The organism is Lysinibacillus sp. Ag94 (assembly GCF_023242215.1).
GTDB lineage: Bacteria > Bacillota > Bacilli > Bacillales_A > Planococcaceae > Lysinibacillus.
Map to the genome: position 1 here is coordinate 199,832 of NZ_CP096780.1, position 26,665 is coordinate 226,496.

20 protein-coding genes, 17 tRNA genes, 1 rRNA gene, 1 pseudogene, 3 riboswitches and 1 other annotated feature (1 of these 43 only partly in view) are annotated in these 26,665 nt (G+C 38.3%); of the genes and pseudogenes, 33 read left to right on the forward strand and 6 right to left on the reverse strand.

The annotated features are described in order from the left end of the window. Positions 1-28 (forward strand) — a sequence feature (16S ribosomal RNA rRNA prediction is too short); it begins 626 nt to the left of the window's first position. Positions 29-294: 266 nt separating this feature from the next. The 19 genes from rrf (at position 295) to MY533_RS00995 (ending at position 3,361) form a co-directional block, all read left to right on the forward strand. After that, positions 295-410, forward strand: a 5S ribosomal RNA gene (gene rrf, locus MY533_RS00905). A 10-nt stretch (positions 411-420) separates the two neighbouring features. Continuing rightward, positions 421-496: transfer RNA gene (locus tag MY533_RS00910), tRNA-Val, on the forward strand. Positions 497-500: 4 nt separating this feature from the next. Next, positions 501-576, forward strand: a tRNA-Asp gene (locus MY533_RS00915). Positions 577-583: 7 nt separating this feature from the next. Beyond that, positions 584-656: transfer RNA gene (locus tag MY533_RS00920), tRNA-Thr, on the forward strand. A gap of 9 nt (positions 657-665) precedes the next feature. Further along, positions 666-749 (forward strand) — tRNA-Tyr (locus MY533_RS00925). A gap of 4 nt (positions 750-753) precedes the next feature. Then, a tRNA-Trp gene (locus MY533_RS00930) sits at positions 754-827 on the forward strand. A gap of 47 nt (positions 828-874) precedes the next feature. Then, a tRNA-His gene (locus MY533_RS00935) sits at positions 875-950 on the forward strand. A gap of 9 nt (positions 951-959) precedes the next feature. Beyond that, positions 960-1,034: transfer RNA gene (locus MY533_RS00940), tRNA-Gln, on the forward strand. Positions 1,035-1,049: 15 nt separating this feature from the next. Beyond that, a tRNA-Lys gene (locus MY533_RS00945) sits at positions 1,050-1,122 on the forward strand. 15 nt (positions 1,123-1,137) lie between these two features. Further along, positions 1,138-1,214: transfer RNA gene (locus tag MY533_RS00950), tRNA-Arg, on the forward strand. Positions 1,215-1,230: 16 nt separating this feature from the next. Next, positions 1,231-1,307: transfer RNA gene (locus MY533_RS00955), tRNA-Pro, on the forward strand. A gap of 14 nt (positions 1,308-1,321) precedes the next feature. Continuing rightward, a tRNA-Ala gene (locus tag MY533_RS00960) sits at positions 1,322-1,397 on the forward strand. A 14-nt stretch (positions 1,398-1,411) separates the two neighbouring features. Then, positions 1,412-1,504 (forward strand) — tRNA-Ser (locus MY533_RS00965). Between the two features lie 7 nt (positions 1,505-1,511). Continuing rightward, a tRNA-Phe gene (locus MY533_RS00970) sits at positions 1,512-1,587 on the forward strand. A 3-nt stretch (positions 1,588-1,590) separates the two neighbouring features. Beyond that, a tRNA-Gly gene (locus MY533_RS00975) sits at positions 1,591-1,664 on the forward strand. A 9-nt stretch (positions 1,665-1,673) separates the two neighbouring features. Further along, positions 1,674-1,750: transfer RNA gene (locus tag MY533_RS00980), tRNA-Ile, on the forward strand. A 4-nt stretch (positions 1,751-1,754) separates the two neighbouring features. Beyond that, positions 1,755-1,831 (forward strand) — tRNA-Asn (locus tag MY533_RS00985). A 1-nt stretch (position 1,832) separates the two neighbouring features. Next, positions 1,833-1,904 (forward strand) — tRNA-Glu (locus MY533_RS00990). 410 nt (positions 1,905-2,314) lie between these two features. Beyond that, positions 2,315-3,361, forward strand: coding sequence for a nitric oxide synthase oxygenase (locus tag MY533_RS00995; RefSeq protein ID WP_248717684.1), 1,047 nt, complete (start codon positions 2,315-2,317; stop codon positions 3,359-3,361). A 129-nt stretch (positions 3,362-3,490) separates the two neighbouring features. On the opposite strand, the gene MY533_RS01000 is transcribed toward MY533_RS00995, so the two are convergent. Beyond that, positions 3,491-4,699 (reverse strand): CynX/NimT family MFS transporter, encoded by a 1,209-nt coding sequence (locus tag MY533_RS01000; protein ID WP_248717685.1) that lies wholly within the window; start codon positions 4,697-4,699, stop codon positions 3,491-3,493. A gap of 176 nt (positions 4,700-4,875) precedes the next feature. Then, positions 4,876-5,052: riboswitch (Lysine riboswitch) on the forward strand. 85 nt (positions 5,053-5,137) lie between these two features. Here MY533_RS01000 and MY533_RS01005 point away from each other — a divergent pair. The 5 genes from MY533_RS01005 (at position 5,138) to MY533_RS01025 (ending at position 10,408) form a co-directional block, all read left to right on the forward strand. Next, positions 5,138-6,601, forward strand: coding sequence for an amino acid permease (locus MY533_RS01005; protein WP_248717686.1), 1,464 nt, complete (start codon positions 5,138-5,140; stop codon positions 6,599-6,601). A 431-nt stretch (positions 6,602-7,032) separates the two neighbouring features. Beyond that, positions 7,033-7,725, forward strand: a complete 693-nt coding sequence (locus MY533_RS01010; protein WP_248717687.1) for a response regulator transcription factor — start codon at positions 7,033-7,035, stop codon at positions 7,723-7,725. Between the two features lie 4 nt (positions 7,726-7,729). Then, complete coding sequence (locus MY533_RS01015) at positions 7,730-8,665, forward strand: sensor histidine kinase (protein ID WP_248717688.1); 936 nt, start codon at positions 7,730-7,732, stop codon at positions 8,663-8,665. A gap of 137 nt (positions 8,666-8,802) precedes the next feature. Next, on the forward strand, positions 8,803-9,726 hold the full coding sequence (locus MY533_RS01020) for an ABC transporter ATP-binding protein (protein WP_248717689.1): 924 nt from the start codon (positions 8,803-8,805) through the stop codon (positions 9,724-9,726). Next, entirely contained in the window at positions 9,719-10,408 is a 690-nt protein-coding gene (locus MY533_RS01025) for an ABC transporter permease (protein WP_248717690.1), read from the forward strand. The genes MY533_RS01020 and MY533_RS01025 overlap by 8 nt, the downstream gene beginning before the upstream one ends. Before the next feature lie 187 nt (positions 10,409-10,595). Here the strand turns inward: MY533_RS01025 and MY533_RS01030 are convergent, their stop codons facing one another. Further along, a complete protein-coding gene (locus tag MY533_RS01030) occupies positions 10,596-11,861 on the reverse strand; it encodes an Nramp family divalent metal transporter (RefSeq protein ID WP_305883979.1) in 1,266 nt (421 codons plus the stop codon). A gap of 356 nt (positions 11,862-12,217) precedes the next feature. Between MY533_RS01030 and MY533_RS22065 the strand changes: the two genes are divergently transcribed. The 6 genes from MY533_RS22065 (at position 12,218) to MY533_RS01055 (ending at position 19,541) form a co-directional block, all read left to right on the forward strand. Beyond that, positions 12,218-12,346 (forward strand): hypothetical protein, encoded by a 129-nt coding sequence (locus MY533_RS22065; protein WP_256469493.1) that lies wholly within the window; start codon positions 12,218-12,220, stop codon positions 12,344-12,346. A gap of 258 nt (positions 12,347-12,604) precedes the next feature. After that, a riboswitch (cyclic di-AMP (ydaO/yuaA leader) is annotated at positions 12,605-12,755 on the forward strand. A 176-nt stretch (positions 12,756-12,931) separates the two neighbouring features. Then, complete coding sequence (locus MY533_RS01035) at positions 12,932-14,755, forward strand: APC family permease (RefSeq protein WP_248717691.1); 1,824 nt, start codon at positions 12,932-12,934, stop codon at positions 14,753-14,755. 408 nt (positions 14,756-15,163) lie between these two features. Continuing rightward, positions 15,164-15,265: riboswitch (purine riboswitch) on the forward strand. Positions 15,266-15,450: 185 nt separating this feature from the next. After that, on the forward strand, positions 15,451-16,035 hold the full coding sequence (locus MY533_RS01040; protein WP_132364746.1) for a xanthine phosphoribosyltransferase: 585 nt from the start codon (positions 15,451-15,453) through the stop codon (positions 16,033-16,035). Then, positions 16,035-17,333 (forward strand): nucleobase:cation symporter-2 family protein, encoded by a 1,299-nt coding sequence (locus MY533_RS01045; RefSeq protein WP_248717692.1) that lies wholly within the window; start codon positions 16,035-16,037, stop codon positions 17,331-17,333. The genes MY533_RS01040 and MY533_RS01045 overlap by 1 nt, the downstream gene beginning before the upstream one ends. 746 nt (positions 17,334-18,079) lie before the next feature. Then, on the forward strand, positions 18,080-18,601 hold the full coding sequence (locus MY533_RS01050; protein ID WP_248717693.1) for a DUF2179 domain-containing protein: 522 nt from the start codon (positions 18,080-18,082) through the stop codon (positions 18,599-18,601). 370 nt (positions 18,602-18,971) lie between these two features. Then, the gene (locus tag MY533_RS01055; protein WP_132364738.1) at positions 18,972-19,541 is read left to right on the forward strand and encodes a YitT family protein; all 570 of its coding nucleotides are present in this window, start codon (positions 18,972-18,974) and stop codon (positions 19,539-19,541) included. 42 nt (positions 19,542-19,583) lie between these two features. Here the strand turns inward: MY533_RS01055 and MY533_RS01060 are convergent, their stop codons facing one another. From MY533_RS01060 to MY533_RS01075, 4 genes are all read right to left on the reverse strand, one after another. After that, positions 19,584-20,465, reverse strand: coding sequence for a DMT family transporter (locus MY533_RS01060; protein WP_248719121.1), 882 nt, complete (start codon positions 20,463-20,465; stop codon positions 19,584-19,586). 105 nt (positions 20,466-20,570) lie between these two features. Then, positions 20,571-21,731, reverse strand: coding sequence for a PucR family transcriptional regulator ligand-binding domain-containing protein (locus MY533_RS01065; protein ID WP_248717694.1), 1,161 nt, complete (start codon positions 21,729-21,731; stop codon positions 20,571-20,573). 163 nt (positions 21,732-21,894) lie between these two features. Next, positions 21,895-23,313: an amidase gene (locus MY533_RS01070; protein WP_248717695.1), complete on the reverse strand. Its 1,419-nt coding sequence runs from the start codon at positions 23,311-23,313 to the stop codon at positions 21,895-21,897. Then, positions 23,303-23,488, reverse strand: a complete 186-nt coding sequence (locus tag MY533_RS01075; RefSeq protein ID WP_248717696.1) for a hypothetical protein — start codon at positions 23,486-23,488, stop codon at positions 23,303-23,305. Before MY533_RS01075 ends, MY533_RS01070 begins: the two co-directional genes overlap by 11 nt. A 412-nt stretch (positions 23,489-23,900) precedes the next feature. Between MY533_RS01075 and MY533_RS01080 the strand changes: the two genes are divergently transcribed. From MY533_RS01080 to MY533_RS01090, 3 genes and pseudogenes are all read left to right on the forward strand, one after another. Then, positions 23,901-24,485 (forward strand): GGDEF domain-containing protein, encoded by a 585-nt coding sequence (locus MY533_RS01080; RefSeq protein ID WP_248717697.1) that lies wholly within the window; start codon positions 23,901-23,903, stop codon positions 24,483-24,485. A 303-nt stretch (positions 24,486-24,788) separates the two neighbouring features. Next, complete coding sequence (locus MY533_RS01085; RefSeq protein ID WP_305884024.1) at positions 24,789-26,117, forward strand: L-cystine transporter; 1,329 nt, start codon at positions 24,789-24,791, stop codon at positions 26,115-26,117. A 349-nt stretch (positions 26,118-26,466) separates the two neighbouring features. Next, positions 26,467-26,665: pseudogene (locus MY533_RS01090) on the forward strand (IS5/IS1182 family transposase); the annotation flags it as partial.

Below are 26,665 nucleotides of genomic sequence, written 5' to 3' on the forward strand. Positions count from 1 at the left end.
CCCATTACGCAAGTAAGTAAGATCCCTCAAAGACGATGAGGTAGATAGGTTCGAGGTGGAAGTGTGGTGACACATGGAGCTGACGAATACTAATCGATCGAGGACTTAACCAAAATGTTTGAAACATTCAATGCACCGTTTATCCAGTTTTGAAAGAATAATCTTTCAAGGGTTTCAAGATACGAGTAGTTCGAGGAAGCGATGGAGAGAAGGAAGGAGCGTACTCAAGTACGTGACTGACTGAACGACAGAAGCTGACGAAGAAATACGATGTATATTGAAAGCCGAAAATAGTCTAGTGATGATGGCAAAGAGGTCACACCCGTTCCCATACCGAACACGGAAGTTAAGCTCTTTAGCGCCGATGGTAGTTGGGGGCTTCCCCCTGTGAGAGTAGGACGTCGCTAGGCATAATACCCAGGAGGATTAGCTCAGCTGGGAGAGCACCTGCCTTACAAGCAGGGGGTCGGCGGTTCGAGCCCGTCATCCTCCACCATTTTGGTCCCGTGGTGTAGCGGTTAACATGCCTGCCTGTCACGCAGGAGATCGCCGGTTCGATCCCGGTCGGGACCGCCATTTTTATGCCGGTGTAGCTCAGTTGGTAGAGCAACTGACTTGTAATCAGTAGGTCGTGGGTTCGACTCCTATCGCCGGCATCATCCCTTGGAGGGGTAGCGAAGAGGCTAAACGCGGCGGACTGTAAATCCGCTCCTTAGGGTTCGGCGGTTCGAATCCGTCCCCCTCCACCATTTTAGGGGCATAGTTCAACGGTAGAATAGAGGTCTCCAAAACCTTTGGTGTGGGTTCGATTCCTACTGCCCCTGCCAGGTTTCGAGGTACTCGTTATCAAAGACTACTATCATTACATATAGTGGCGATTGTGGCGAAGTGGTTAACGCACCGGATTGTGGTTCCGGCATTCGTGGGTTCGATTCCCATCAGTCGCCCCATTTAATAATTGGGGTATAGCCAAGCGGTAAGGCAACGGATTTTGATTCCGTCATGCCTAGGTTCGAATCCTAGTACCCCAGCCATTCATTTTTTAGTTTGAGCCATTAGCTCAGTTGGTAGAGCATCTGACTTTTAATCAGAGGGTCGAAGGTTCGAGTCCTTCATGGCTCATCATTTTTTATAAATGCGCCCGTAGCTCAATTGGATAGAGCGTCTGACTACGGATCAGAAGGTTATGGGTTCGACTCCTGTCGGGCGCGCCAAATAAGCCAATAATATCGGAATGTAGCTCAGCTTGGTAGAGCACTTGGTTTGGGACCAAGGGGTCGTAGGTTCGAATCCTGTCATTCCGACCATCTTTCCTGATTATGGGGCCTTAGCTCAGCTGGGAGAGCGCCTGCCTTGCACGCAGGAGGTCAGCGGTTCGATCCCGCTAGGCTCCACCATTTATATAATTTCCGGAGGTATACCCAAGTCTGGCTGAAGGGATCGGTCTTGAAAACCGACAGGCGGGTAACACCGCGCGGGGGTTCGAATCCCTCTACCTCCTCCATTTTTCCGGGTCAGTAGCTCAGTTGGTAGAGCATTAGATTGAAGCTCTAAGTGTCGGCGGTTCGATTCCGTCCTGACCCACCATCTGCGGGTGTAGTTTAATGGTAAAACCTCAGCCTTCCAAGCTGATGTCGTGAGTTCGATTCTCATCACCCGCTCCAAAAAATAATGGGCCTATAGCTCAGCTGGTTAGAGCGCACGCCTGATAAGCGTGAGGTCGATGGTTCGAGTCCATTTAGGCCCACCATTATTCCGAAGTAGCTCAGTTGGTAGTAGCACCTGACTGTTAATCAGGTTGTCGCAGGTTCGAGTCCTGCCTTCGGAGCCACGGCCCGTTGGTCAAGTGGTTAAGACACCGCCCTTTCACGGCGGTAACACGGGTTCGAATCCCGTACGGGTCATCAAGCATGTTGCACATTAGTGTGACATGCTTTTTTTATGCCAACTATACTGACAAACAAAGATCACCAAGCGTTAAGGAAAGGCCCACATAATAACGTCTATACCTAAATACTGCAAAGGGTATGTAAATGTGCCCTAATGCATCTCGTGTATTACTTACTTAGGCGTAAAAACGTTATAATAACAAATCCATCTCTCAATAGTTTTTCCTCTGTAAATTCACCTAATGACTACCAAAAATGAGCACCATTATCCATAAATAATTATAGTTTTAGAAAGATTAAAGAGAAATGATATAAAATATTGAACAAAGTATTTCATATATAAAATATGTATGTTTTCTGGCAGATTTTTTCGTGGTGATAATAGTTCCATTCCTCTAATATGAGGGTAGATGGAGGAATTCGATATGAATTTACAAGAAGTACAGCGGTTTTTAGAACTTTATCAAGTGGAGCAAAATGAGTCTATAACATGGCTTAAAAATAAATTACAGCAAATTAAAACGGCAGGAGAATATATACCGACAACGGAAGAATTAATCTTTGGTGCTCGAGTTGCTTGGCGCAATAGTAATAAGTGCATTGGCCGACTGTTTTGGCAATCACTGCATGTTGTAGATGCCCGCGATATTTCAAATGAGGAGGATATCTTCAACGCATTGCTTAAACATATTCAATATGCAACAAATGGTGGAAAGATTCGTCCAACAATAACGGTTTTTGCACCGGGGCGAGTTCGTATATGGAATCATCAACTAATCCGTTATGCTGGCTATGAAACGGAATCTGGAATCATTGGTGATCTGCATTCTGTTGAGTTTACAAAAGTATGTGAGTCACTTGGCTGGCAGGGAAAGAGAACAGCATTCGATGTGCTTCCACTTGTTGTACAGGTGGATGGAAGGGAGCCACAAGTGTTTACGATCCCTGACGAGTATGTACTAGAGGTACCAATTCGTCATCCAGAATCCTCTCAAGTAGCGAAGCTAGGATTAAAGTGGTATGCAGTGCCGATTATTTCGAGTATGCGCTTCCAAATGGCAGGTATTGATTTTGAGGCGGCCCCATTCAATGGTTGGTATATGGGTACCGAAATAGGGGCACGTAATTTAGCAGATCATGAGCGTTATAATATGCTGCCTGCTATAGCAGAAATTTTTAACCTTGATACAACGAAACAGGCTTCTTTATGGCGTGATCGTGCATTAGTTGAGCTGAATATAGCCGTTCTACATTCCTTTAAAGAAGACGGTGTCAGCATAGTAGATCATCATACAGCTGCACAGCAATTTAAATTGTTTGAGGAAACAGAAGCAGCAGCGAATCGTGAAGTTACAGGCAATTGGACGTGGTTGATTCCACCTCTTTCACCAGCTACGACCCATATTTTTCATAAGCCTTATGTTAATGTTTATAATACACCGAACTATTTTTATCAGAAACCACCTTATTAGTAGAGAAAGGCAGCTCACTTTAACTTCCTTTACTGTCTAAACATCGACTGTAATAGAGGAACTCAGGCTTTTGTGCAAGTACAAAGCACCTCATGATTATACCTAGGCATAGATCATGAGGTGCCATTTTTAATTTACATATTCATTTTTAGAAGCCTTAAATGAACATATGAAGAGTATCAATACAACGACAACAAATAACCAACCAGCGGTATTCCAGCCACCGAATAAATCATGTAAATAACCAAATAAGATTGGACCGATTGCGGCTAATAAATATCCTAATGATTGTGCAAATCCTGATAAATCGGCTGCCTCAAAAGCTGTACGGGTACGTAATGTAAAGAACATCATCGCTAATGCAAATGATGCACCTCCGGCTAATCCTAGTAGTACCATCCACAGTACAGCAAGGCTTGTCCATTCCATGACTACTCCGATAAAGCCAATTAAGTAAAATAGCGTAAACATTAAAACGAGAGGACGTTGAGATGTCATTTTACTAGCGATAATAGGCACAGCTAATGCCATTGGAACTTGTGAAAATTGCATGATGGAAAACATCCAGCCCGCACGATCTGCAGCTAATCCTTGTGATATATAAATTTCAGGAATCCAAGCGGCAGTTGTATAGAATAATAATGACTGAAATCCCATAGCTCCCGCTACTGCCCAAGTAACAGGTGATTTCCATAATGGTGTACGTTCTTTCGTAGTCTTAACAGTCGGTTCAGGCTTATTAAATTGCAACTGTGGAATCCAAATTACAATGGTTAACACCACAAGAACAAGTGAGATTGCCAGTGCGCCTTGCCAACCAAGTGATGAATTGGCAACAGGATAGCTAATGCCAGCACCGAGTCCAGCCGTTAAATTCATCGACATTGTGAAAAATGCCATAAGTAAACCTACGTGATAGGGAAATTTTAATTTAAGTAATCCTGGAATTAGTACATTACCGAATGAAATGGCTATACCAATTAGCATCGTACCAAATACGAGTAAACTAGTTGTGCCAACGGAGCGTAGTACAATTCCTCCTCCTAAAAGAACAGTTGATAACAATAATGTTAATTCTAGTCCAACTTTACGTGCGACAACTGGTGCGAATGGTGAAATGATTGCAAATGCTAGCAATGGGATCGTTGTTAGAAAGCCTGCTAGTATATTGGATATGCCGAGGTCTTCGCGAATAAAGGAAATAATTGGTCCAACAACTGTTAGCGGCATCCGTAATGTCGAGGCAATACAAATTACGCCGATAACGAGTAATAAGGTTGTGCCTTTCCAATTAATTTTTCTGCTAGGATAAGTATCGGTATGTTCATGAGTAGTCAAATAAATCCCCCCCTTGATAGAACAATTCTGATTGAATCACTATACCACTTTATCACACAAATAAAAATAGTGGAAAATTCGCAAAAAATAGAATATTAATCAGGTTATTGAAATGCCATAGGTCGTATGTTAAACTAATACCCATCATAAATTTAATATTTAATGCCTCATGTTTGTATTGAGGTAGAGGTCGCGGTATTTAAGAGTATGTTAATGGAAATGACAAGCATTAGAGAAATTAGCTGAAAGGAAATACTGCCGAAGTGTGAGGGGACTTGAAAACCTCATGCTGGGGCTGTCTCCGAAAGGAACAGAACTGTCACGTTTGAACAACGTGTTGAGCTATCATTTTGAAGGAACAGAGGATTTACTTAGCCATCACAGCAACGTTCATGTGATGGCATTTTTTTGCCTCTTAAAAAGGAAGGAAGCTATATCGTGAGTGAAATAAAAGTCAATCAGCTCGGTCATAAAGCACCGAAGCTGAAAAAAGAATTAAAAAGCCGTCATATTACAATGATTTCATTAGGCGGTACAATCGGTACAGGGCTGTTTTTAGCTAGTGGTGGTGCCATTGCGCAAGCAGGCCCTGGCGGTGCACTACTCGCTTATGCATTAATCGGTATCATGGTGTATTTTTTAATGACGAGCTTAGGAGAAATGGCAGCTTATATGCCATCATCAGGCTCTTTTAGTACGTATGCTACAAAATTTGTAGATCCAGCTTTAGGTTTTGCACTTGGTTGGAACTATTGGTACAACTGGGCAATTACAATCGCAGCAGAAATTTCTGCCGTCTCATTAATTATGAAATATTGGTTCCCAGATAGCTCATCAGCACTTTGGACTGTTTTATTTATTGCTGTAGTTTTAACGTTCAATCTATTATCGGTAAAAAGCTATGGTGAGAGTGAATATTGGTTTGCGATGATAAAGGTTGTCACAGTAATCATTTTTATTATCATCAGTTTTTTAATGATTTTTGGTATTTTAGGAGGACAAGCTCCTGTAGGCTTTACGAATTTCTTCATTAGTGATGGACCATTCCACGGAGGTCTCCTTGCTACATTTGGTATTTTCTTGGCTGCGGGATTCTCGTTCCAAGGGACAGAGTTACTTGGAATAACAGCAGGTGAAACGGATGACCCTGGTAAAAATATTCCGAAAGCCGTTAAGTCTGTTTTCTGGCGAATTCTTTTATTCTATATTTTAGCGATTGCTGCAATTGGGATGCTGATTCCCTTTACAGACGCACGTTTATTATCAGAAGATATCGCTGTTTCACCATTTACACTGGTGTTCGATCGTTTAGGAGTTGCCTTTGCTGCATCATTGATGAATGCAATCATTTTAACGGCAATGCTGTCAGCAGGGAATTCAGGGCTTTACGCATCGTCACGTATGCTTTGGCAATTAGCGGTAGATGGACATGCACCGAAAATTTTCACTAAACTAAGCCGTCGAGGTATCCCGATTTACGCATTACTGGCAACTTTAGCTATAGGCTGCCTAGCATTTTTAGCTTCATTCTTTGGTGATGGTGTAGTCTATATATGGCTTCTAAATGCCTCAGGGATGTCTGGCTTTATTGCCTGGTTAGGTATTGCATTTAGCCATTATCGTTTCCGTCGAGCATTCGAGGTACAAGGCTTAGATCCGAAATTATTGCCGTATAAAGCAAGGCTATTCCCATTCGGCCCGCTATTTGCCTTTACGGTTTGTATGATTGTTGTTATTGGACAAAACTACAATGCCTTTATGGGTGAAACAATAGATTGGTACGGAGTCCTTGTCTCATATATCGGTATTCCACTGTTCTTACTGTTATGGTTTGGCTATAAAATTAAGCATAAAACAAAAATGCTTCCATTAGAGCATTGTGATTTAAAAGTCGAACAATAAAAAATAAAACTGTCCTGTGAGTCATAGAAAATGACTTGCAGGGCAGTTTTTTTAGTTAAATAATAAATTTGTAATTCTAGACGTACAATCAAAATACACCAAGTGAACGACTCGAGAATAAAAAGAGAACTTTAGTTTGTCCAATCGTCGCCCACTTTTGAAGCGTAACCTTAATATGGTAAACTGATAGATAAATAACACATCAGCAAATTTTGGGTAAGACATTAAATTGGAGTGGAAGCTGGACGACTCCTTTGGGATTAGCGTCACAGATGAGACCTTGGAGCGTAGCGAATGTTATCAGTGCGGAAGTGAAGCGGCATTAACGAAAGCGCCTGCCAGTATGAAAATCAGTCCCTTGTTATGGTGATGATACAAAGAAACGGCAAGTCATATATAGACTACTTTATGTTAGGAAGAGGTGCAGGATAGTGCAACAGCATATTTTACTAGTAGAAGATGACGATGCTATTCGTGAAATGGTGGAAAACTATTTAACGATGGAGGGATTCCTTGTCACCTCTGCAGAAAATGGAGAAGAAGCAGTACAGAATTGTTTAAATAATTCTTTTGATTTAGTGATCTTGGATATTATGATTCCGAAACTTAATGGATTAGAAGTTTTAAAGATTATACGAGAGCGAGCATCACTGCCAATTATCATTATGTCAGCCAAGGATAGTGATGTTGATAAAGCGTTAGGATTAGGATTAGGGGCAGATGATTACATCGCGAAGCCATTTTCGATGCTGGAATTTTCGGCACGTGTGAAAGCTGCAATTCGTAGAGCTACAAAATACTCTAGTCAAGTAGAAGAGAAGAAAGATATTGTCGAGATCGCCAACTTATCGGTTGACCTTGTTAATTTTTCAGTTGAGAAGGATGGACAGCAAATTAAGCTCACATCAAAGGAATTTGGCATCTTAAAATTATTCGTGACAAATCGTAACCGAGTTTTTACAAAGCAGCAAATTTATCAATTGATTTGGAATGATGCTTATTATGGGGATGAAAATATTATTAATGTACATATAAGAAGATTACGCGAAAAAATTGAAGACGATCCATCCAATCCTCTATATATTAAAACACTTTGGGGAATCGGCTATAAATTCGAAGGATAAACAGATGATGATATTACTATTACTGATGATTGTGTTACTTGTAGGTATAATTATTTTTCAGGTGAGAGCAAAAAAACAACAGAACGCTATGATTCAATACATGCATCAAAAACTGCAAGCAATCATTAACGAACAATCGAGCGAGAAGATTTTAGTGTCTACAGCTAATCATGAATTACAGCAGCTATTAATTGCGATGAATGCGTTGCTAGACCACAACCAAAAAGTATTGGCGACACATCGGAAAATGGAAAGCTCTATGAAAAAGATGTTGTCTAATATTTCCCATGATCTTAAAACGCCCTTAACAGTTGTATTAGGTTATACGGAAATGCTTAAGCTTAAGCAATCACTTAATGAAGAGGAGCGGCAACGTTTGCTCACAGGCGTTCATTCGAAAACATTGGAAGTATTGAAAATAATTCATACATTTTTTGACCTGGCAAAATTGGAGGCAGGAGATACAGATTATCCAATGACGAAAATTAATGTAAGTGAAATTTGCCGCAAAAATATTTTATCATTTTACGATATGATCACATCTATGGGACTAGAAATCGATATTGCGATACCAAAGATATCCGCATATGCACACGGCAATGAAGAAGCGCTAGATAGGGTTTTGAATAATTTACTGTCAAATGCGGTTGCCTATGGGGCAGCAGGAAACATCATTGGGCTCACAGTAAGAAATGATGATACGAATATTTTTATTGATGTCTGGGATCGTGGGCAGGGGATCGACGAATATCATATTGATAATGTTTTTGAAAGAATGTATACACTTGAGGATTCCAGAAATAAATCCTTCCAGGGGAGTGGCCTTGGCTTAACCATTACAAAACGTCTTGTAGAATTAATGGAGGGTTCCATTCAACTTTCTAGTATCCCATATGAGAAGACCATTTTTACAGTTTCTTTAAAACGAATGACATATTGAGCAGTCATGCTTGTAGGGCAATTTTATAGCTTTACAAGCTTTTCTTCTGCGCTTAAGAAATTTGTAAGAATCAAGTAATAAATTAGAGAGTTTCATTTTTTATAATAAGGATAGCTAAATTTAAGGGAGAGATCTACATGACATATATTGTGAAAACAAATCAGCTTACGAAAGTGTTTGAAGGAAAAGAAGTCGTTTCTGCTGTCACTATGCATGTGAAAAAGGGAGAGATATACGGTTTTTTAGGTCCTAACGGTGCCGGAAAAACGACAGTTATGAAAATGCTCACAAACCTTACGAAGCCAACGAGTGGAGATATTGAAATCTTTGGTGAAAAATTAATGGACCGCTCATTCGACGTGCTGAAAAGGATGGGAACGATTATTGAATACCCGATTTTTTATGAAAATTTAACAGCAAAGGAAACCTTAGAATTACATTGCGAATATATGGGCTACTATGACAAGAAAGAGATTGCGCATGTTCTAGATTTAGTAAAATTAACAAATACGGAGAATAAGCGTGTAAAAGACTTTTCTCTTGGGATGAAACAACGGTTGGGTATTGCGCGTGCAATTATTACTAAGCCGGAATTACTTATTTTAGATGAGCCGATTAATGGACTAGATCCAGTTGGCATTAAAGAGCTTCGAGAACTGTTTAAGATGCTTTGTAAAGAGTATGGAATTACGATTATTATCTCTAGTCATATTTTGGGTGAAATTGAACAATTGGCAGATACAGTTGGGGTTATTAAAGATGGAAGATTGATTAAGGAAGTTTCAATGGACGCCGTCAATCGTAGTCAAACAGATTATATTGAAGTGATCGTCAATAATGGGCAAAAGGCTGCCTTTATTATAGAAAGTACATTAAATATTACTAATTTCAAACTAATGGATGACAATTGCATTCGAATTTATGATTCGACAGCTTCACAAAAGGTGCTATCTAAAACATTGATTGCGCATGATATTGAAATTGAGGGCATTAGCAAAAAAACAAGCTCATTAGAGGATTATTTCTTGAAGTTAATTAATGGGGGTGTAGTTAGTGCTTAATTTAATGCGTCTAGAAATGAAAAAATTTCATATCGGTTCATATATAAAAAAAGCTGTTTTTGCAAATTTTATATTACTAGGTGTTACATTTATGCTTATATTTATTACTAAAGTAGAAGGGGATCAAGATCTTCGAAATTATCAGGCGGCATTTGGCTTTATAGATTCTGGTGTAAGAGCAGTGTTTATTATTTTTGCCAGTGTGTTAATCGCCAAATTCATTATTGGAGAATTTAAATATAAAACCATCACTGTAGCATTTATGTATCCATTAAGTAGAAAAAAATTAATTGCTTCAAAGCTAGCCATTGTTGTTCTTTTTACTTTTTGTGCAATTATTTTATCGACGATTTTTATAACAGCAGTCTTTTGTACTGTTAGTGAGAGTTTCCAACTGCTTTCAGATCCATTGTCGTTCTCTTTCATAATACAACGAATTCCCGTTGTGATCATGAATGCAGTTGCAGCATCATTCATCGCATTAATACCATTGTATTTTGGCATGAAAAAATACTCCGTTCCGGCAACGATTGTATCATCCATATTAATTGTATCGGTTGTTTCATCAAATACGGGTAATTTCAGTTTGTATGATATTATTTTCATCCCAATCACTTTAGCTATTATCGGTATTAGCGTGGCCTATTTATCATTCCGAAACATTGAGAAGATAGATATTTAACTTCTTTTAGCAAATGTTTTCTGTAGCGAAAGCAAAGCGTCAGCAACAATGTATTTTAGCTGTGAAAGCGTAGAGAAACGAAGCGTCAGAAACAAAGCGTGAAATCACTCCACGTTCTGAAAAGGCCCCTTACATGTAAAAATGCCAGACACAAAACCAATTGAAGGTCTTTGTGTCTGGCATTTTATTAACCAAATACCGTTTGCCATAATAAATAAAGATTTAAAACGACTACAATCACCACGACAATCCATCCTAATATAGTTGTAATACGATGGTTGACGAGGCTTCCCATGATGGCACGTTTACTTGTAAACATCACAAGTGGTACAAGAGCAAATGCAATACCAAAGGATAAAATAACCTGGCTTAGGACAAGCGCATATGTTGCATTAACGCCGGATGCAATGATCACCAGAGGAGGTAGCATTGTAATAGCACGGCGTAAATAGAGTGGAATTTTCTTTCTAATAAAGCCTTGCATCACAACGTCACCTGCGAGTGTACCAACTGAAGAGCTAGCAAGACCCGCTATAAGAAGCCCAAGGCCAAAGGACACGGCCGCCATCGGACCAAGTGCTGCTTTTAATCCGTTATAAGCGATATCTAAGTCTTCAACTACTACGCCTTGAGTATGGAATACTGCTGCAGCAATAACAAGCATACTCATATTGATAGCGCCTGCGACAATCATCGCGATAATAATATCAATAAATTCAAAACGGAATATACGTTTTTTTTCAGCATCATTCCGGCCGATGATACGACTTTGAGTTAGTGAAGAATGTAAGTAAATAGCATGTGGCATAACGGTTGCTCCTAAAATACCTGTTGCCAGTAAAATCGAATCTACACCATCAAAGCGTGGTGTGAACATGCCTACTGTTACATCGACCCAATTTGGCTGTGCCAAAAATGTTTGGAATGCAAACGCTAAAACAACAATAAGCACCATGCCAGAAATACCTGCCTCAAACGCTCTAAAGCCTCTGCGCTGTAATTCTAAAATAGCAAATGAGCCGACTGCGGTAATAAGTGCTGCAGGCAACATTGGAATGTTAAATAACAAGTACAGCCCTAGTGCAGCACCAATAAATTCTGCTAGGTCTGTTGCGATAATGACCAATTCAGCCTGTATCCATAAAAATATAGAAGTTTTTCTAGTAAAATTTTCACGTGCTATTTCGGGTAAATTTTTGCCTGTCGCAATACCAAGCTTTGCCGACAAGGATTGAATTAACACCGCCATTAAATTGGAAAAGGCAATTACCCACAGAAGTAAATATCCATATTGTGAACCTGCTGTTATATTTGTTGCGAAGTTGCCTGGATCAATATAGGCAACTGCTGCGATGAAGGCTGGGCCAAGAAATGGTAAGATTCGTCGCCAACCTTTTATATCTCCATCTAAAACCGCCTCAGCGGGCGATTTATTCATTCGTTTGTAAACCATGTTGTTCCCTCATTTCAAAGAGTATCGCAAGTGAAATAAAGTTTCCTAGAGGAAAATGATATTTTATTATTATTTTATAGCTAGAAGAAGAAAATGTGAAGGAGTTTGCTCAATGTTTTTCTAAATTCGAAATGTTTTTGATTTAGTGAAGGACTTTGATATTGTTTGTGTATCCTAATGTATTGAAGCATCCTAACAAAATATTCGCTTCATTTTAAAATGATCCAAGGATTAATGTACTTAGCCATTTTAAAAGAGGGAATATACTTATAAGGTGGCTTTTACTTCTTCCACCTTTTGAACGAAAATGAAACAGCAGTACCAAATGTCTCTCTTCTTTATAGGTGGTAAGATGAATGGCAGGTTTAGGTAACTTTCCAGCGGGTGTCCAAACGTCTATACTTTACGCTACGTTTTCGAGACAAATAATGTCTGTAGCTGACACTTCGCTTTCGCTACAGCAAACATTTGCTGAAAGAAGTTAAAGCATTATTCTCCAAATAATAGCCGAGGTTGAGGAATGATAGAGGGAGACTAGGCGACTCGGTGGGAATTCATAGAGGTGAACCTGAAATGCAAGCGAAGCGGCTAAGCACCCAGTTGGAACGGAAGTCAACCACACGTATGGTAGGCGTAATTAAAATTTTCGAAATATCAAGTGAAAAAAATTTTTTGTAACCGTTTTCTTCATCTTTACTTTTTTTTAATACAGGCGTAATATGACATCATTATAAAAGTTTCAAATTTCTAAATCGCTGAAGCAATTAGACGCGGGGGACCCAATTTTTTGGATTACATAGGTGATCCTTGGGGTGAATCTCTTCATTTATTGAGGGGTAGGGCTACTCAGGCCCGAATCCGACAGCTAACCTCGTAAGCGTTAAGAGCAGAAAAGTGGAGCTTGGCAGACGAATGAGCGTCTACAAGTCTTATTTAGTGATGACTTGTAGATTTTTTTATCTTCATTTTATAAAACAAGGCCCCGGTGATTGGCACAAAAACCGATTATGCTAAAGTGTAATCGATTTAGAAATGCGAAACACATTCTATGAAACTAGAAGGTGTTGAATATGAAATCCTCATTAAAACGTTATATTATCGGTAAACCATTAAGATCTGATGCGTTAGGGGAACAAAAGCTTAGTAAAACAAAAGCACTTGCCATACTATCTTCTGATGCGTTGTCATCAGTAGCGTATGGACCTGAGCAAATTTTAATTGTACTCATGACGGTAAGTACGGTTGCCTTTTGGTATTCTCTACCGATTGCTGCTGGGGTAGTTGTGTTACTGACAGCACTTATTTTCTCGTATCGCCAAGTTATTTATGCGTATCCACACGGTGGCGGAGCATATGTAGTTTCTCGGGAAAATTTAGGTGTCAATGCTGGTCTAGTCGCAGGTGGATCATTGCTTGTCGATTATATTTTAACAGTTGCGGTAAGTGTATCGGCTGGAACAGATGCCATTACTTCGGCATTTCCAAGTCTGCATCCCTATAACGTGGTTATCGCAGTGTTCTTTGTTATATGTTTAACGATTCTAAACCTACGTGGTGTTACAGAATCGGCATCCGTTTTAGCGTATCCAGTTTATTTGTTTGTGATCGTGATGCTAATGTTAATCGGGGTAGGGGTTTATAACGTAGTAACAGGGCAAGTTCCTGCAGCGTTACATCCAAAGGTCGGTACACCAGTTGCAGGTATTAGTTTATTTATATTATTAAAAGCATTTGCATCAGGAAGCTCAGCTTTGACTGGTGTTGAAGCCATTTCAAATGCTATTCCAAATTTTAAAGATCCAGCGCCGAAAAATGCGTCTAAAACATTACTGGCTATGGGTGGTATTTTAGCAGTGTTATTTATCGGTATTGTGAGTCTAGCATATTTTTATGGAGTTGCTCCAAATGCGAAAGCAACGGTTGTCTCACAAATTGCGGAGGCAAGTGTAGGTCGTAATATTTTTTACTATATAGTACAAGGAACAACAGCAATGATATTAGTACTCGCTGCGAATACAGGGTATTCAGCATTTCCTTTACTGGCTGTCAATTTATCGAAGGACGGATTTATCCCAAGAATATTCCAAATTCGCGGGGATCGACTTGGTTATTCAAATGGCATTATGATGCTTGGTTTAGCTGCCATTGTTTTAATCTTTTTATTTGATGGAACAACAGAGCATTTGATTCCACTTTATGCAGTAGGGGTGTTTATTCCGTTTACTTTAGCGCAGGCTGGAATGATGCGAAAATGGTGGCGTGAAAAGCCAAAAGGTTGGTTTGCTAAATTTACAATTAATACGGTTGGAGCAATCATTTCCTTTATTGTAGCCATGATGTTTTTTGTGACAAAATTACCTCAAGTATGGCCCGTGTTTATCTTTTTACCAATTATTATTTGGACGTTCCATCGTATTAAACAGCATTACAAAACAGTTGGTGAACAGCTAAGATTAGATAATGTGGAATTACCGAATGTAGAGGGGAATGTTTTCATTGTCCCTGTTGCTGGTATTACGAAAGTAGTAGAAAACACCTTGCATTACGCGCAGACATTAAACGTTGATAAAATTATTGCCTTTTATGTGGCCTTCGATCAAGCGGACGCAAAAGCGTTTGAGGAGAAATGGAAAGCTTGGCAGCCAGACATACGGCTTGTAACATACTATTCACCATATCGAAGTATTACACAACCGTTGATGAAGTTTATTGATAAAGTTGAACATCAATGTACGAAATCAGGCTATCAAGTAACTGTTATTATTCCACAGTTTTTACCGAAAAAAGGATGGCATCATATGTTACACAATCAATCGAGTCTATTAATTCGTGCTTCGCTATTATTTCACAGAAATATCGTCATTATGACAGTGCCCTTCCATTTATCAAAATAATGACTAGCAAGCTCGAAAATAGTCTGATATAATCATTACGTTGATTGTAAAACACGAACGTTTGCAATTGAAACTTACTAGAATGATAGTGAATTCCGAAAATACAGACTTTATTTAGTGTGAGAAATAAGCACATGCCGAATAAAGTACCATTTTTGGAAATGGCGCCAAGGCGTGATAAATATTAGGAATTTCTTTAATGGTTCATCACCAAAAGTTGAGAATGACTTTTGTTAAAATGTATACTATGTAAATTAGTTGATTGGAGTTAAGGCTGGACGCCCCCAGGAAGCTTTGCTCTGTGCGAAAGCGAAGCGGCAGCAACAAATGTTTTTCTGTGCGAAAGCGAAGCGGCAGCAACAAAGCGCCCAGTCGGAACGGAAATCAACCACACGTTTTGGTGATGATACAGTTTAATACTATTTCACTCATATAATAGCGAGAATATGGCTCGCAAGTTTCTACCGATTTACCGTAAATAAATCGACTATGGGTAGCAATGCTTTAGAAGACCTCATAAAAGTGTTTTCTATTCGTTTCGACGTTTTTACGTTGAATGCTTTGCTCCACTCGTAGATGATTGGAATCAAAGTATTCAGCGTTTTTTATTACTTGCATTGCTTCTGGCGCTTGCCTGTAACGGAATGCGTTGCTCATGAAGAGCTATTACTATAAGAAAGAAGGCTATCAAGGAAATGAAGTTATTACACGACAAAATTACACAAGAGGGTAAAGTTTTATCTTCATCTGTACTAAAAGTAGATTCATTTTTAAATCATCAAATTGACCCAATACTTATGAAGGAAATTGGTCATGAGTTTGCAAATCGATTTTCTGATCAAGTCATCACAAAGATATTAACAATCGAATCTTCTGGTATCGCACCATCTGTAATGCTAGGTCTTGAAATCGGTGCCCCTGTAGTGTTTGCACGTAAACGTAAATCACTAACATTATCAGATAATCTATATTCTTCAAAAGTACATTCTTTCACCAAAAATGAAACAAATGATATTTCAGTATCACGTAATTTCTTAAATGAAGATGATAACATTCTAATTGTTGATGATTTCTTAGCTAATGGGGAAGCTGTCAAAGGTTTGCTTGATATCGCAGCACAAGCTGGTGCAAATGTTGTAGGTGTAGGGATTGTTATTGAAAAAGGCTTCCAAGACGGTGGGAAATTATTACGCCAGCAAGGAGTACGTGTAGAATCATTAGCAATTGTAGACTCTCTTGAGGATGGCAAAGTAACATTTGCTACGGAGGCTAATGCGTAATGAATACCGTTAAATCGACGACGCTAGCTATTCAACATTTACTTGCGATGTATGCAGGAGCCATTTTAGTACCACTGATTATTGGTGGGGCAATCGGCTTTGATTCAACACAAATGACGTATTTAGTAGCGATTGACATAATGATGTGTGGGGTCGCAACACTGTTACAAGTGTATTCAGGTAAAATGATCGGTATTGGTTTGCCAGTAGTACTAGGCTGTACATTTACAGCAGTTAGTCCAATTATTGCAATCGGTACAAATCCTGAACAAGGTATTACTGATATTTATGGATCTATTATTGCATCAGGTATAATCGTTATGATAATTGCAGGCTTTTTCGGTAAGTTAGTAAAATTCTTCCCACCAGTTGTTACAGGCTCGGTTGTGTCGATTATCGGTATCTCTTTACTACCAGTAGCTTTAAACAATATGGCAGGTGGACAAGATGCAGCAGATTTTGCATCTGGTTCTAATGTAACTTTAGCGTTTATTACATTGGTTATTATTTTAGTCGTTTATCGTTTTTCTACAGGTTTCATTCGTGCAATCTCCATCTTAATAGGATTAGTCGTGGGGACAATCCTAGGAGTATTTATGGGGAAGGTTGATTTTAGCCCAGTTTCAGATGCAGCCGTATTACACATGGTTCAGCCATTCTATTTTGGGGTGCCAACATTTAATTTATCTGCAATCATTACAATGACGCTTGTAGCAATGGTTTCTTTAGTAGAGTCATCAGGGGTTTATTTTGCACTAAGTGATATTTGTAATAAAAAATTAGATTCAAAAGATTTATCACGTGGGTACCGTTCAGAAGGTCTAGCCTCTGTTATCGGCGGTATTTTCAACGCTTTCCCATATACAACATTCTCACAAAACGTGGGACTTACACGTATGTCAGGCGTCAAAGACCGCAAAGTCATTTACATCACAGGTGGCTTACTAGTAGCACTTGGTTTCCTACCAAAAATCGCAGCATTAACAACGATTATTCCAACACCAGTACTTGGTGCGGCAATGCTTGCAATGTTCGGTATGGTTATTACGCAAGGTATGGGCATGCTAGTACCTGTTATGAATGAATCAGCGGAAAACGCCATGATTGCTGCAATTGCAGTTAGCCTTGGTGTAGGCGTATCAGTTGTTCCTGGAATCTTTGATGCACTACCAGAAAGTGTATCTCTTCTAACATCTAACGGTATCGTCTGTGGTTCTGTCACAGCGATTATTCTTAATATTTTATTCAACATGATTGGGCCAAAGCATAAGGAAGACCCGATGCATGGGGAAGCTTAAAGGAAATCTATAAAAAATGTCGTCTACTTCTATAGTAGATGACATTTTTTTTATGCGAAAGAGGGGCAAGTACTTATTTTAATCTATCATCAATAAAGTTAAAAAAGAATATTGCTATTTTTATTTGGCTTGCTTTGGTCAGGTTTATTCTTTTTCATCTTTATTACCGGAGAATATTAAATTTACGGCTGTCTCTTTATTTCATAAGACTACCCTATAAAAGGGTAAAATTAGGTATTGTAATGCAGTTTAAAATGGAATATCATGAACCTTATGGAAAGGTTGGGTATAAATGAATCTAAAGACTGCTAAAGAAGTTATTGAAGAACTACAAGTAACTATGAATTCACATATGTGTCATGAAGAAAGAATGAAATTGGAAGTTTGGTTAAAAGAGTATTACATAGACGAACTAATAAAAAATAAAGTACCAATGAATTCGGATTGCTAGTCATTTAAAAAGGGTAACCATTAAAGTGGACACTTCATTTCGGAGGTGTCCTTTAAATACCCACCACTCAAAGTTCCCCGCCCAAATAGTATTGGGCAAAAGCGCATGGGGACACTTAAAAGATTTCTATAATAAACAAAATGTCATCTACTTTTATAGTAGGTGACATTTTTTTATGAAAAGTAGATGTTTAAATATTAATTGTTAGGAAATCTAGAAAATAGATAGAATGCAAGCCGATGTCACAACATATATTTAAAACATATAAAACTACTTTTGAAAGGTCTCTTACAAAATGCAAAGTATATTTCTGATTTTAATACTTCAATTAATTTATGTACCTTTTTTAACGTTACGTACAATACTTTTAGTGAAAAACGTTACTTTCCTTGCCGCCATATTCGGTATGCTGGAGATGTTAGTGTATGTATTTGGCCTTTCACTCGTCTTTAGTGGGAAGCAAAGTATGTTAGCTATGGTCTTTTATGCAATTGGCTTTGGGTTGGGTATATTTTTAGGGGCCAAAATTGAACGTAAATTAGCGATTGGCTATGTTTATACGACTATTAATACGCAAAATAAGAATGAGGAACTTGTGAAATTTCTTCGGAATGAAGGGTTTGCGGTCACGATTTACATTGGTGAGGGGAGAGATAGTAACCGCTATAAATATGAAATATTAACAAAGAGAAACCGTGAGACGGAATTGTTCCAAATTGTTGAGCATTATGAACCGAATGCTTTTATTATTTCGTACGAGCCTAAATCATTTAAAGGTGGATTTTTACTGGATCGAATGAAGGTAAAACATAAATAGTTTTTCCTTCATATTGCCCTTTTGTTTATATGCAGAAGGGCATTTTTTTGTGTATACAATCCATCGAAACGGAGCACCATCACAAGCAATTATGCCGGGCATAATTGCCGCTGTCGCCCCGCTGTCGCGCAGATAAACAAAAGCATCTGGAATTAGCTTTGTGCTTAGGACTGCACGATAACTGCTAACATTCTTTACTGACTTCTTTCCGATTCTGTGACATCCGTTGCAAGAAGTTAAATGTGAGAAATTTAGCGACCAAGCTCGATAAAAAATATTACTATTATTATACCGACAGACGTGAACAATAACATGTTCAAATTAATTTTTTCATACTATAAAAACATGCAAGTCTCGAAAGGGGTGTTGTATGTATTTTTTTACGAAAGGCTTGGTCATTCTTATAGGAAGTGCAGCGGTAGCATTAGGGATAAACTTATTCTTAACGCCCTATCAAATTTTAGATGGGGGCGTTGTAGGGATAGCGCTTATTTTACACTATATATATAAGCTTAAAATAGGTTTAATGATCATCATTATTAGTATCCCAATTTTCGTTATTTCTTGGTATAAATACAGAGCGTATTTTTACAATAGTATCCATGGATTATTCGCATATTCTCTTAGTATCGATTTACTAAAGCCCGTCCGGAATCTTATTCATGTAGATGCCATCTATAGCGCCATATTCGGAGGGGTACTTATGGGCTTTGGTGTTGGTTTGATGCTTAGATTTCAGACAAGCACTGGTGGTACAGATTTGATTGCCCAATTTTTAAGTGATAAAACTGGAATTAATGTCGGGATACTTATTTTTATGATAGATTCAATCGTCATCGTCATAGGGGGACTGCTTTTATCTTCTAATACATTATTGCTTTCTATTATGACAATTTTGGTAGCAGGGATTACTACAAGTATCATAACTAGCCGTGTTTAATAAAAAATAGCTTCAGTAGGACTGAAACTATTTTGAAGATCGTTATCGAGAGCTCTTCATCATTCGCTTTTTAGGATGTGCGGGCTTTACTTCCGCAATTAATATGGCGAGTAAAATCAGTACTGCCCCTACAACCATACGACTTGTTAATACTTCATGTAAGAATATAACGGATAAAACCATGCCGAAGAAGGATTCTGTTGACAGGATAATCGCGGCCTTTGTAGCAGATGTATATTGATTCGCAATATTTTGAAAAAGATAGGCGAGGGTAGTTGAAAAAATGGCTAAATAAACGATTGAATAGATTGCCTCTCTTTCAAGAGTAGTTGGGATATCGCCTTGACTGACTACGACCAAAACACCTAAAAGAGATGCTGTGATAAATTGAATAATCGTCAGAGCAATGGCATCTTCCTTTTGGACAAAAAGGTTCGTACAAAAAATATCAAAGGCAAAGGCGACAGCACAAGCTAAGGAAAGGGCATCTCCGATATTCATTGTTAGTGAGCCCTGCAAAGATAGAAAACCAATACCAACAATAGCGATAAGCGAACCGATAATCTCGTAGCCATCTATACGACGCTTGTAAACCGCAAACGCAATAATTGGGACAATAATGACATTTACAGCAGTTAAAAATGCATTTTTAGATGGTGTTGTATATTGTAACCCTACTGTCTGAAGGGCAAAGGCAATATACAAAATGCTTCCTAACAAAACACCTTTCCAGATAACTGATTTTGAAACTTTTTTTAATTTATATCCAAATAAGACTGTCAGGATAATTGAAGCTAATAAAAATCTACCTGCCATTACTTGATAGGCTGTTAAATATTCTAATGCAATAGCGGTTATGACAAAACCGCTACCCCAAACGATTGCAGTGACTACTAGCATACCATCAGCTATGTATTGTTTCATCATTCCTCCTCCTCCTAACTTCAATAGAATAACATGAGATGGGAGAAAATAGTTTGATTTTAATTCTAAAGATTCAGGCGTTTTTTTGTACTTATTCCAAAGCTGTCATTCAACAATCGTTTTGCTATGTAATAAGTACAATTTAACGGCTGCAGCTATGCGCTCATAAAAAACATAATCATTTTCTAAAGGTGCTACTAGCTGGCGTATTTTTGACATACGATAACGGATTGTGTTTGGATGGCAGAAATGAGCAACGGCTACTTCTTTAATATTTCCTTGTTTTACGACATAGGTGATTGCTGTTTTCATTAAGTCCGGATCAACTTTTTCCTCGAATAGGGGACCAAGATAGCTATTTACATAGTCCATAGCAAATTTAGCGTCCTTACGATGCAGTTCAATTAATAACGAATTGGAAGCGAGGTTCTCATAATGACATATAGGAGCCGTTTCAATTTCAGCCATGATGCGTGCATAAAAGGCTTCATGAACAGCAATAGGGAATTCTGTTTGTGTTATGTGACAACGACTATAGCCGAAGGTCATTGAATCCGTCGAGATCGCAAACAACGTTAACCATTCATTGAGAGTTTTTTTAAATTGAAATTGCTGTGATGGATGGGTCATAACAATGAAGAGGCTCTTTTTATAGGTACAAATCATACCAGATTTCAATAGAGGCTCTAATTGGAAAAGGGATTGCATCCATTGACTATTTGCATGATCTTGCGTTTGAATATTAGCAACAAATATATATTTTTCAAAGGGCTTATTGATTTGCTGTAAAATAGACTTTATTTGTTCATCAGTTATTTCTTCCTCCATAATACGTCGCATAATCGTATTTAAAAAGAATGAATAGTCCTGCGTTTTTGCATAGGCCATCGTTTCTAAAATAATCTTTTCAAAAAATTCATCTCCGCCAAATCGCAATATCGGGAAATTGTGTTCATCTGCATAGACGATCACTTCCTTAGGCAAATCCTCATAGATAACAGGTTTATAAGCAAGAGCACTTGCCCCCAGCTCAATAAGGTTTTTCACGGCATACCATAAATATTCTGGCTTTTGTTTTGCGAATAATAAACTGCTTAAAATAACACTATTCGGTGTGAAAATCGTTTCTCTCACAGTTTGAATATCAGGTGAAAATTCAAAGTCAAGAATTTCCACATTTTGAACGGGTTTATGTAAACCATTGCGACCAGCAATAACTGTAAAATCTTTTGTAATAGGTAATCGTAAAAAGTTCTCTACGTTCATTAGGATATCAAACAACCTTTCTTGTGATTGAGCTTCTATTATTTATCATAAAATAGCTGATAAGACAATGCGAATTACTGATAAATCAACCAATTAAAAAGAATCTGCTGAAGTTCTACAGACAAAGTCCGTAAAGCAAGCAGATTCGCCCACATTATTAAAATTAGATATTAGCGAAAATATTAGGTTTTCTATTTTTCATTGGGTTCGTTTGTTCAATAGCGTAACCAACGTTAAGAATACGACCTTCTTTAAAGGCAGGACCAATGATTTGGAGGCCTACTGGTAAATTACCTTTAAAGCCACAAGGAACAGAAAGGGCAGGTAACCCTGTTAAGTTACTTGGGCCTGTAAAACGAATAATATTATCAATTAAATCAACTTTTTCACCGTTTATATACGCAAAGTCATCACCAATAGTACTTGCCACTACAGGCAATGTAGGTGTAATAAGTACATCAACCTGATTAAAAATCTGTGTAAATTCTTGCTTTATTTGTCGTCGTACCTGTTGAGCCTGTAGGTAATCAACCGCAGATGGTAATTCACCTAGTTCAAATAACAGACGAATATCATCTCCGAAATCCTGTGGTCTTTTCTGTAAATCGGAATGATGGATTGCAGCTGCCTCCGAAAGGGAAGTAACGAGCTCTGCCCACTCTGCATATTGCAAGGCAGGAATTCGAACGGTCTCAACCTTTGCTCCTTGATCCACTAAGCTTTGAATACTTGCCCGAACAGCCTTCTCCACATCGGAATCTACTCTGTTAAAGAAATATTCTTCGTTGATGCCGATGACTAAATCCTTCACATTACCCGAGATTTGCTGTACATAATTCTCTGTTGGAACGTCTGTACAAGTAGGGTCTCTATGGTCAAATCCAGAAATAATCTCAAGTAAGCCGGCGGAGTCTTTTACTGTCTTTGTCATTGGACCAATATGGTCTAAGCTCCAAGCAAGAGGGTAGCAGCCATATTTACTTACGCGCCCATGAGTAGGCTTTAAGCCGACAATTCCACAGGCCGATGAAGGGATTCGAATAGAGCCTGCAGTATCTGTACCTAATGATGCAACGCTTGCCCCTGCTGCAACTGCTGCGCCGGAGCCGCCACTAGAACCGCCAGGGATTTTATCCAAATCCCATGGATTGCGAACGGGTCCGTAATGAGGATTATTATTCGTGATGCCCCATGCGTACTCATGCATGCTTAATTTACCTGTGAAAATAACACCGGCATGACGAAGTTTTTCTACAACTGTCGCATCATAATTTGAAACGAAGTCCTTATGAATCTTTGATGACATCGTCGTTATCTTATCTTTAAAGTACAAATTATCTTTTAATGCCATAGGAATCCCGTGATACATTCCTCGATACTGCCCATTCGAAATTTCCTTTTCTACCACTTGTGCTTGTGCTAGGGCTTCTTCACGATAAAAAGCCATATATGAATTAATTTTAGGCTGACTTTCTTCAGCAAAATCTAAAATTGCTTTCGTCAACTCGACAGGGGAAATTTTTTTAGTTTCAAGTAAAGGTGCTAACTCTTCAACAGATTTTAAGTGTAAATCAGTAGTCAATGTGGTCACCTCCAGGGATGCTACGGATAGCGATATCAGCATCATCAATGGCGATGCCTTCTAAATTACCACGAAGGGATTGCATACCTTCCCAACGCACTTTTAGAAGTTCAAGGTGTTCAGATTTTGGTGTAATTCCTTTGTTGTCCAATAATTGTTGAATCGACAAACTCATTAACAGGATCCTCCCTTGAAAATAGTTTTTATCTAAATAGGTTTCCCTATAAAGAACAAATCTTTTTATTATAAAGAATTATTGCCATACATGGGGTCGATTTCCGCTACGATCCCCAAGGAGTTGCTCATCCTTCACCCCAATCAACTAATACATGGTATACGTTTTACTTATGGGGTTGAATTAGTATAGTACTATAAAAATAACTAATTCCTATAAAAGTTAATAAAATACTATTAATTATAAGCATACACTATTTACAATTTATATCAATGAGTTGATTGAATATATTGTATATTGTGAAAAAAATACTACGCTATCAAGTAATTAAGATTACTTTTAATAGAGCCATGTCAACTGTTGAAAAGGATTTCTAGTGCTAGAGCCACCTCTTTGTATTCGGGAGCTACTGTTGAAGCTCGTAGACACACAAGTAGCTATTGCAAGTTTTTTAAATCCATTAAGCAGTCTTCCTGGCAATAAATTAATTGATGAAAAGCTAGAGGAAGCATTGCAGCTACCGCAATATAGTTTAATGTATTTTGATTTAGACCATTTTAAATCATACAATGACACGTACGGTTTTAATAAAGGGGACAAGCTATTACTGTATTTAACCGATATTTTGACAAGAAATATCGTAGGTACAGAAGATTTTTTAGGACATATTGGTGGAGATGATTTCGTTGCGATTCTTCCGCATTATAAGGCTGCCCCAATCTGTCAAAAAATTATTGATGAGTTCGATGCATTTATTTTAAGCTTTTATGATGTGGAGGATTTAACATACTTACAAGTACAAAATAGAGCTGGTGAATTAGAGCCTTTATCTTGTACCACGCTATCCATTGCGGTTATTACTAATCAATATCAGCAATTTGAATCTGTTGACCAATTGTCGGATGCGGTGACACGTGTAAAAAAGCAATGTAAAAAAATTTCGGGAAGTTGTTATCTCATTCATGATAATGAAAAAGAAACCTACCTCGTTCATTAGACGAAATAGGTTAGACTGTAGGCAAGCTTGCCCACAGTCTTTTTTATAACGGACGCTTTTCTGCGAACATATTCAATAAGTATTTTTTATTAAATTTCGTTTTTAGGGCATAATCAAAAGAAATAAAATTCTGTCACTTTAGAAAATTATTAATCTAAATAAAACATACTTGAATTATAGGGATTATAGGTATATAATTCGATTACATTATAATTAAACGTCTTAGGAGGCTTTTCATTGTCTACATTACAAATTATTCTTAACGTTGCTGTCTTACTTGTATTCGTTGGAATTTTATATTTTATGAATAAAAAGCACGTTAAGTTTTCAAATCGTGTTTTTGCGGCTCTAGGCTTAGGTATTGTACTTGGTCTTGGACTCCATTTAATATATGGTATTGATTCTGATGTGTTAGCTAAAACATCAAATTGGTACAATATTATTGGTACTGGTTATGTAAAATTGCTACAAATGGTTGCGATGCCATTAATTTTCATTTCTATCTTAATCGCCTTTACGAAAATGAAGGTTGGTAAAAACTTCGGAAAAATGGCAGCTCTGATTTTAGTTATTTTAATCGGCACAACTGCTGTATCAGCTGCTGTTGGTATTTTTTCAGCAACAGTGTTTAATTTAGATGCTTCACATATTATGCAAGGTGCTGCAGAGGCAGAGCGTGGGGCGTATTTAGAGGAAAAAACTTCTGGATTAACTGCGCCGGATTTACCAACTCAAATTATTGAGTTATTCCCAGCGAACCCATTTTTAGATTTAACAGGGGCTCGTTCTACATCTACAATTGCTGTTGTAATTTTTTCAGCATTTTTAGGTTTTGCTTATTTACGTATAGCACGTAAGGATGGAGACACTGCAGCTACTATTAAAAAGGGCTTGGATGCCATTTATGCATTAGTAATGGGCGTTGTAACAATTGTCTTACGTTTAACACCATATGGTATTTTAGCCATTATGGCACGTACAGTTGCGACATCTGATTTCGGGGCAATCTATAATCTAGGTAAGTTTGTTGTGGCGTCTTATGTAGCGTTAATGATCGTGTTTATCGTACACTTATTAATTCTTACTTTAAGTGGGTTAAATCCATTTACTTATTTAAAGAAAACTGCGGAAACATTATTATTTGCCTTCACTTCACGTTCAAGTGCAGGTGCTTTACCAATGAACATTAAAACACAAACAGGTCGTCTTGGTGTACCAGAGGGTATTGCGAACTTCTCGGGTTCATTTGGTCTATCTATTGGTCAAAATGGTTGTGCTGGTGTGTATCCTGCAATGTTAGCGATTATGATTGCACCGACAGTTGGGATTAATCCACTTGATCCAGTATTTATCATTACTGTTATTGCAGTTGTAGCTGTCAGCTCATTTGGTGTAGCTGGTGTTGGTGGTGGTGCGACATTCGCAGCAATTCTAGTATTATCAGCACTTAATTTACCGATTGCACTTGCGGGTGTATTAATCTCAGTTGAGCCATTAATCGACATGGGCCGTACTGCACTAAATGTAAGTGGTTCAATGACTGCAGGTGTGACAACAGCACGTATTACAAAAGAATTGGACACTGAAATGTACAATAATAAAGAATTAGGTGCTCAAGTTTCAGATTTATAAAAAGACAGGGCTACTCTATATAGAGGGCACTGAAAGAGTCTATATCTTCTCACATCGCGAGGTATTTAACGAGTAAATCGTTGAATACCTCGCTTTTTTCATTTGGCACTGTGACTCTACTGTTGTTTTCCGAAGCATTCCGCTCGCTTTCCGCGGGCGAGCGCCGAGCCTCCTCCTACGCTTCGCTTCGTGCGGGGTCTCGTCTGTCTCGCTTTCCCGCAGGAGTCGAGCGATGCTTCTCCAAACAACGCAATGTATCACACTATTATTTTAGTCACGCTTTCCTTTATAATAAAAGACTAATGTGCAGGTGGTGCCCCCGATGATTTCAAATCAAGAAACCCTTAATTTAACACAAGGACCACGAAAAGAAGAAGACAAGTTTGAGTTTAATAAAGACGCTGGAATGTTTGTTTGTAAGGCCGGTCATCTCGCGACAAGAAAAGCACGTACGGGTAAAAAAGGAACGAGTATGAGTCAAAGTCAGACCTATTATTTTGACATTGAAAAATGCAAAGTATGTCCAATGAGAGATGGCTGTTATAAAG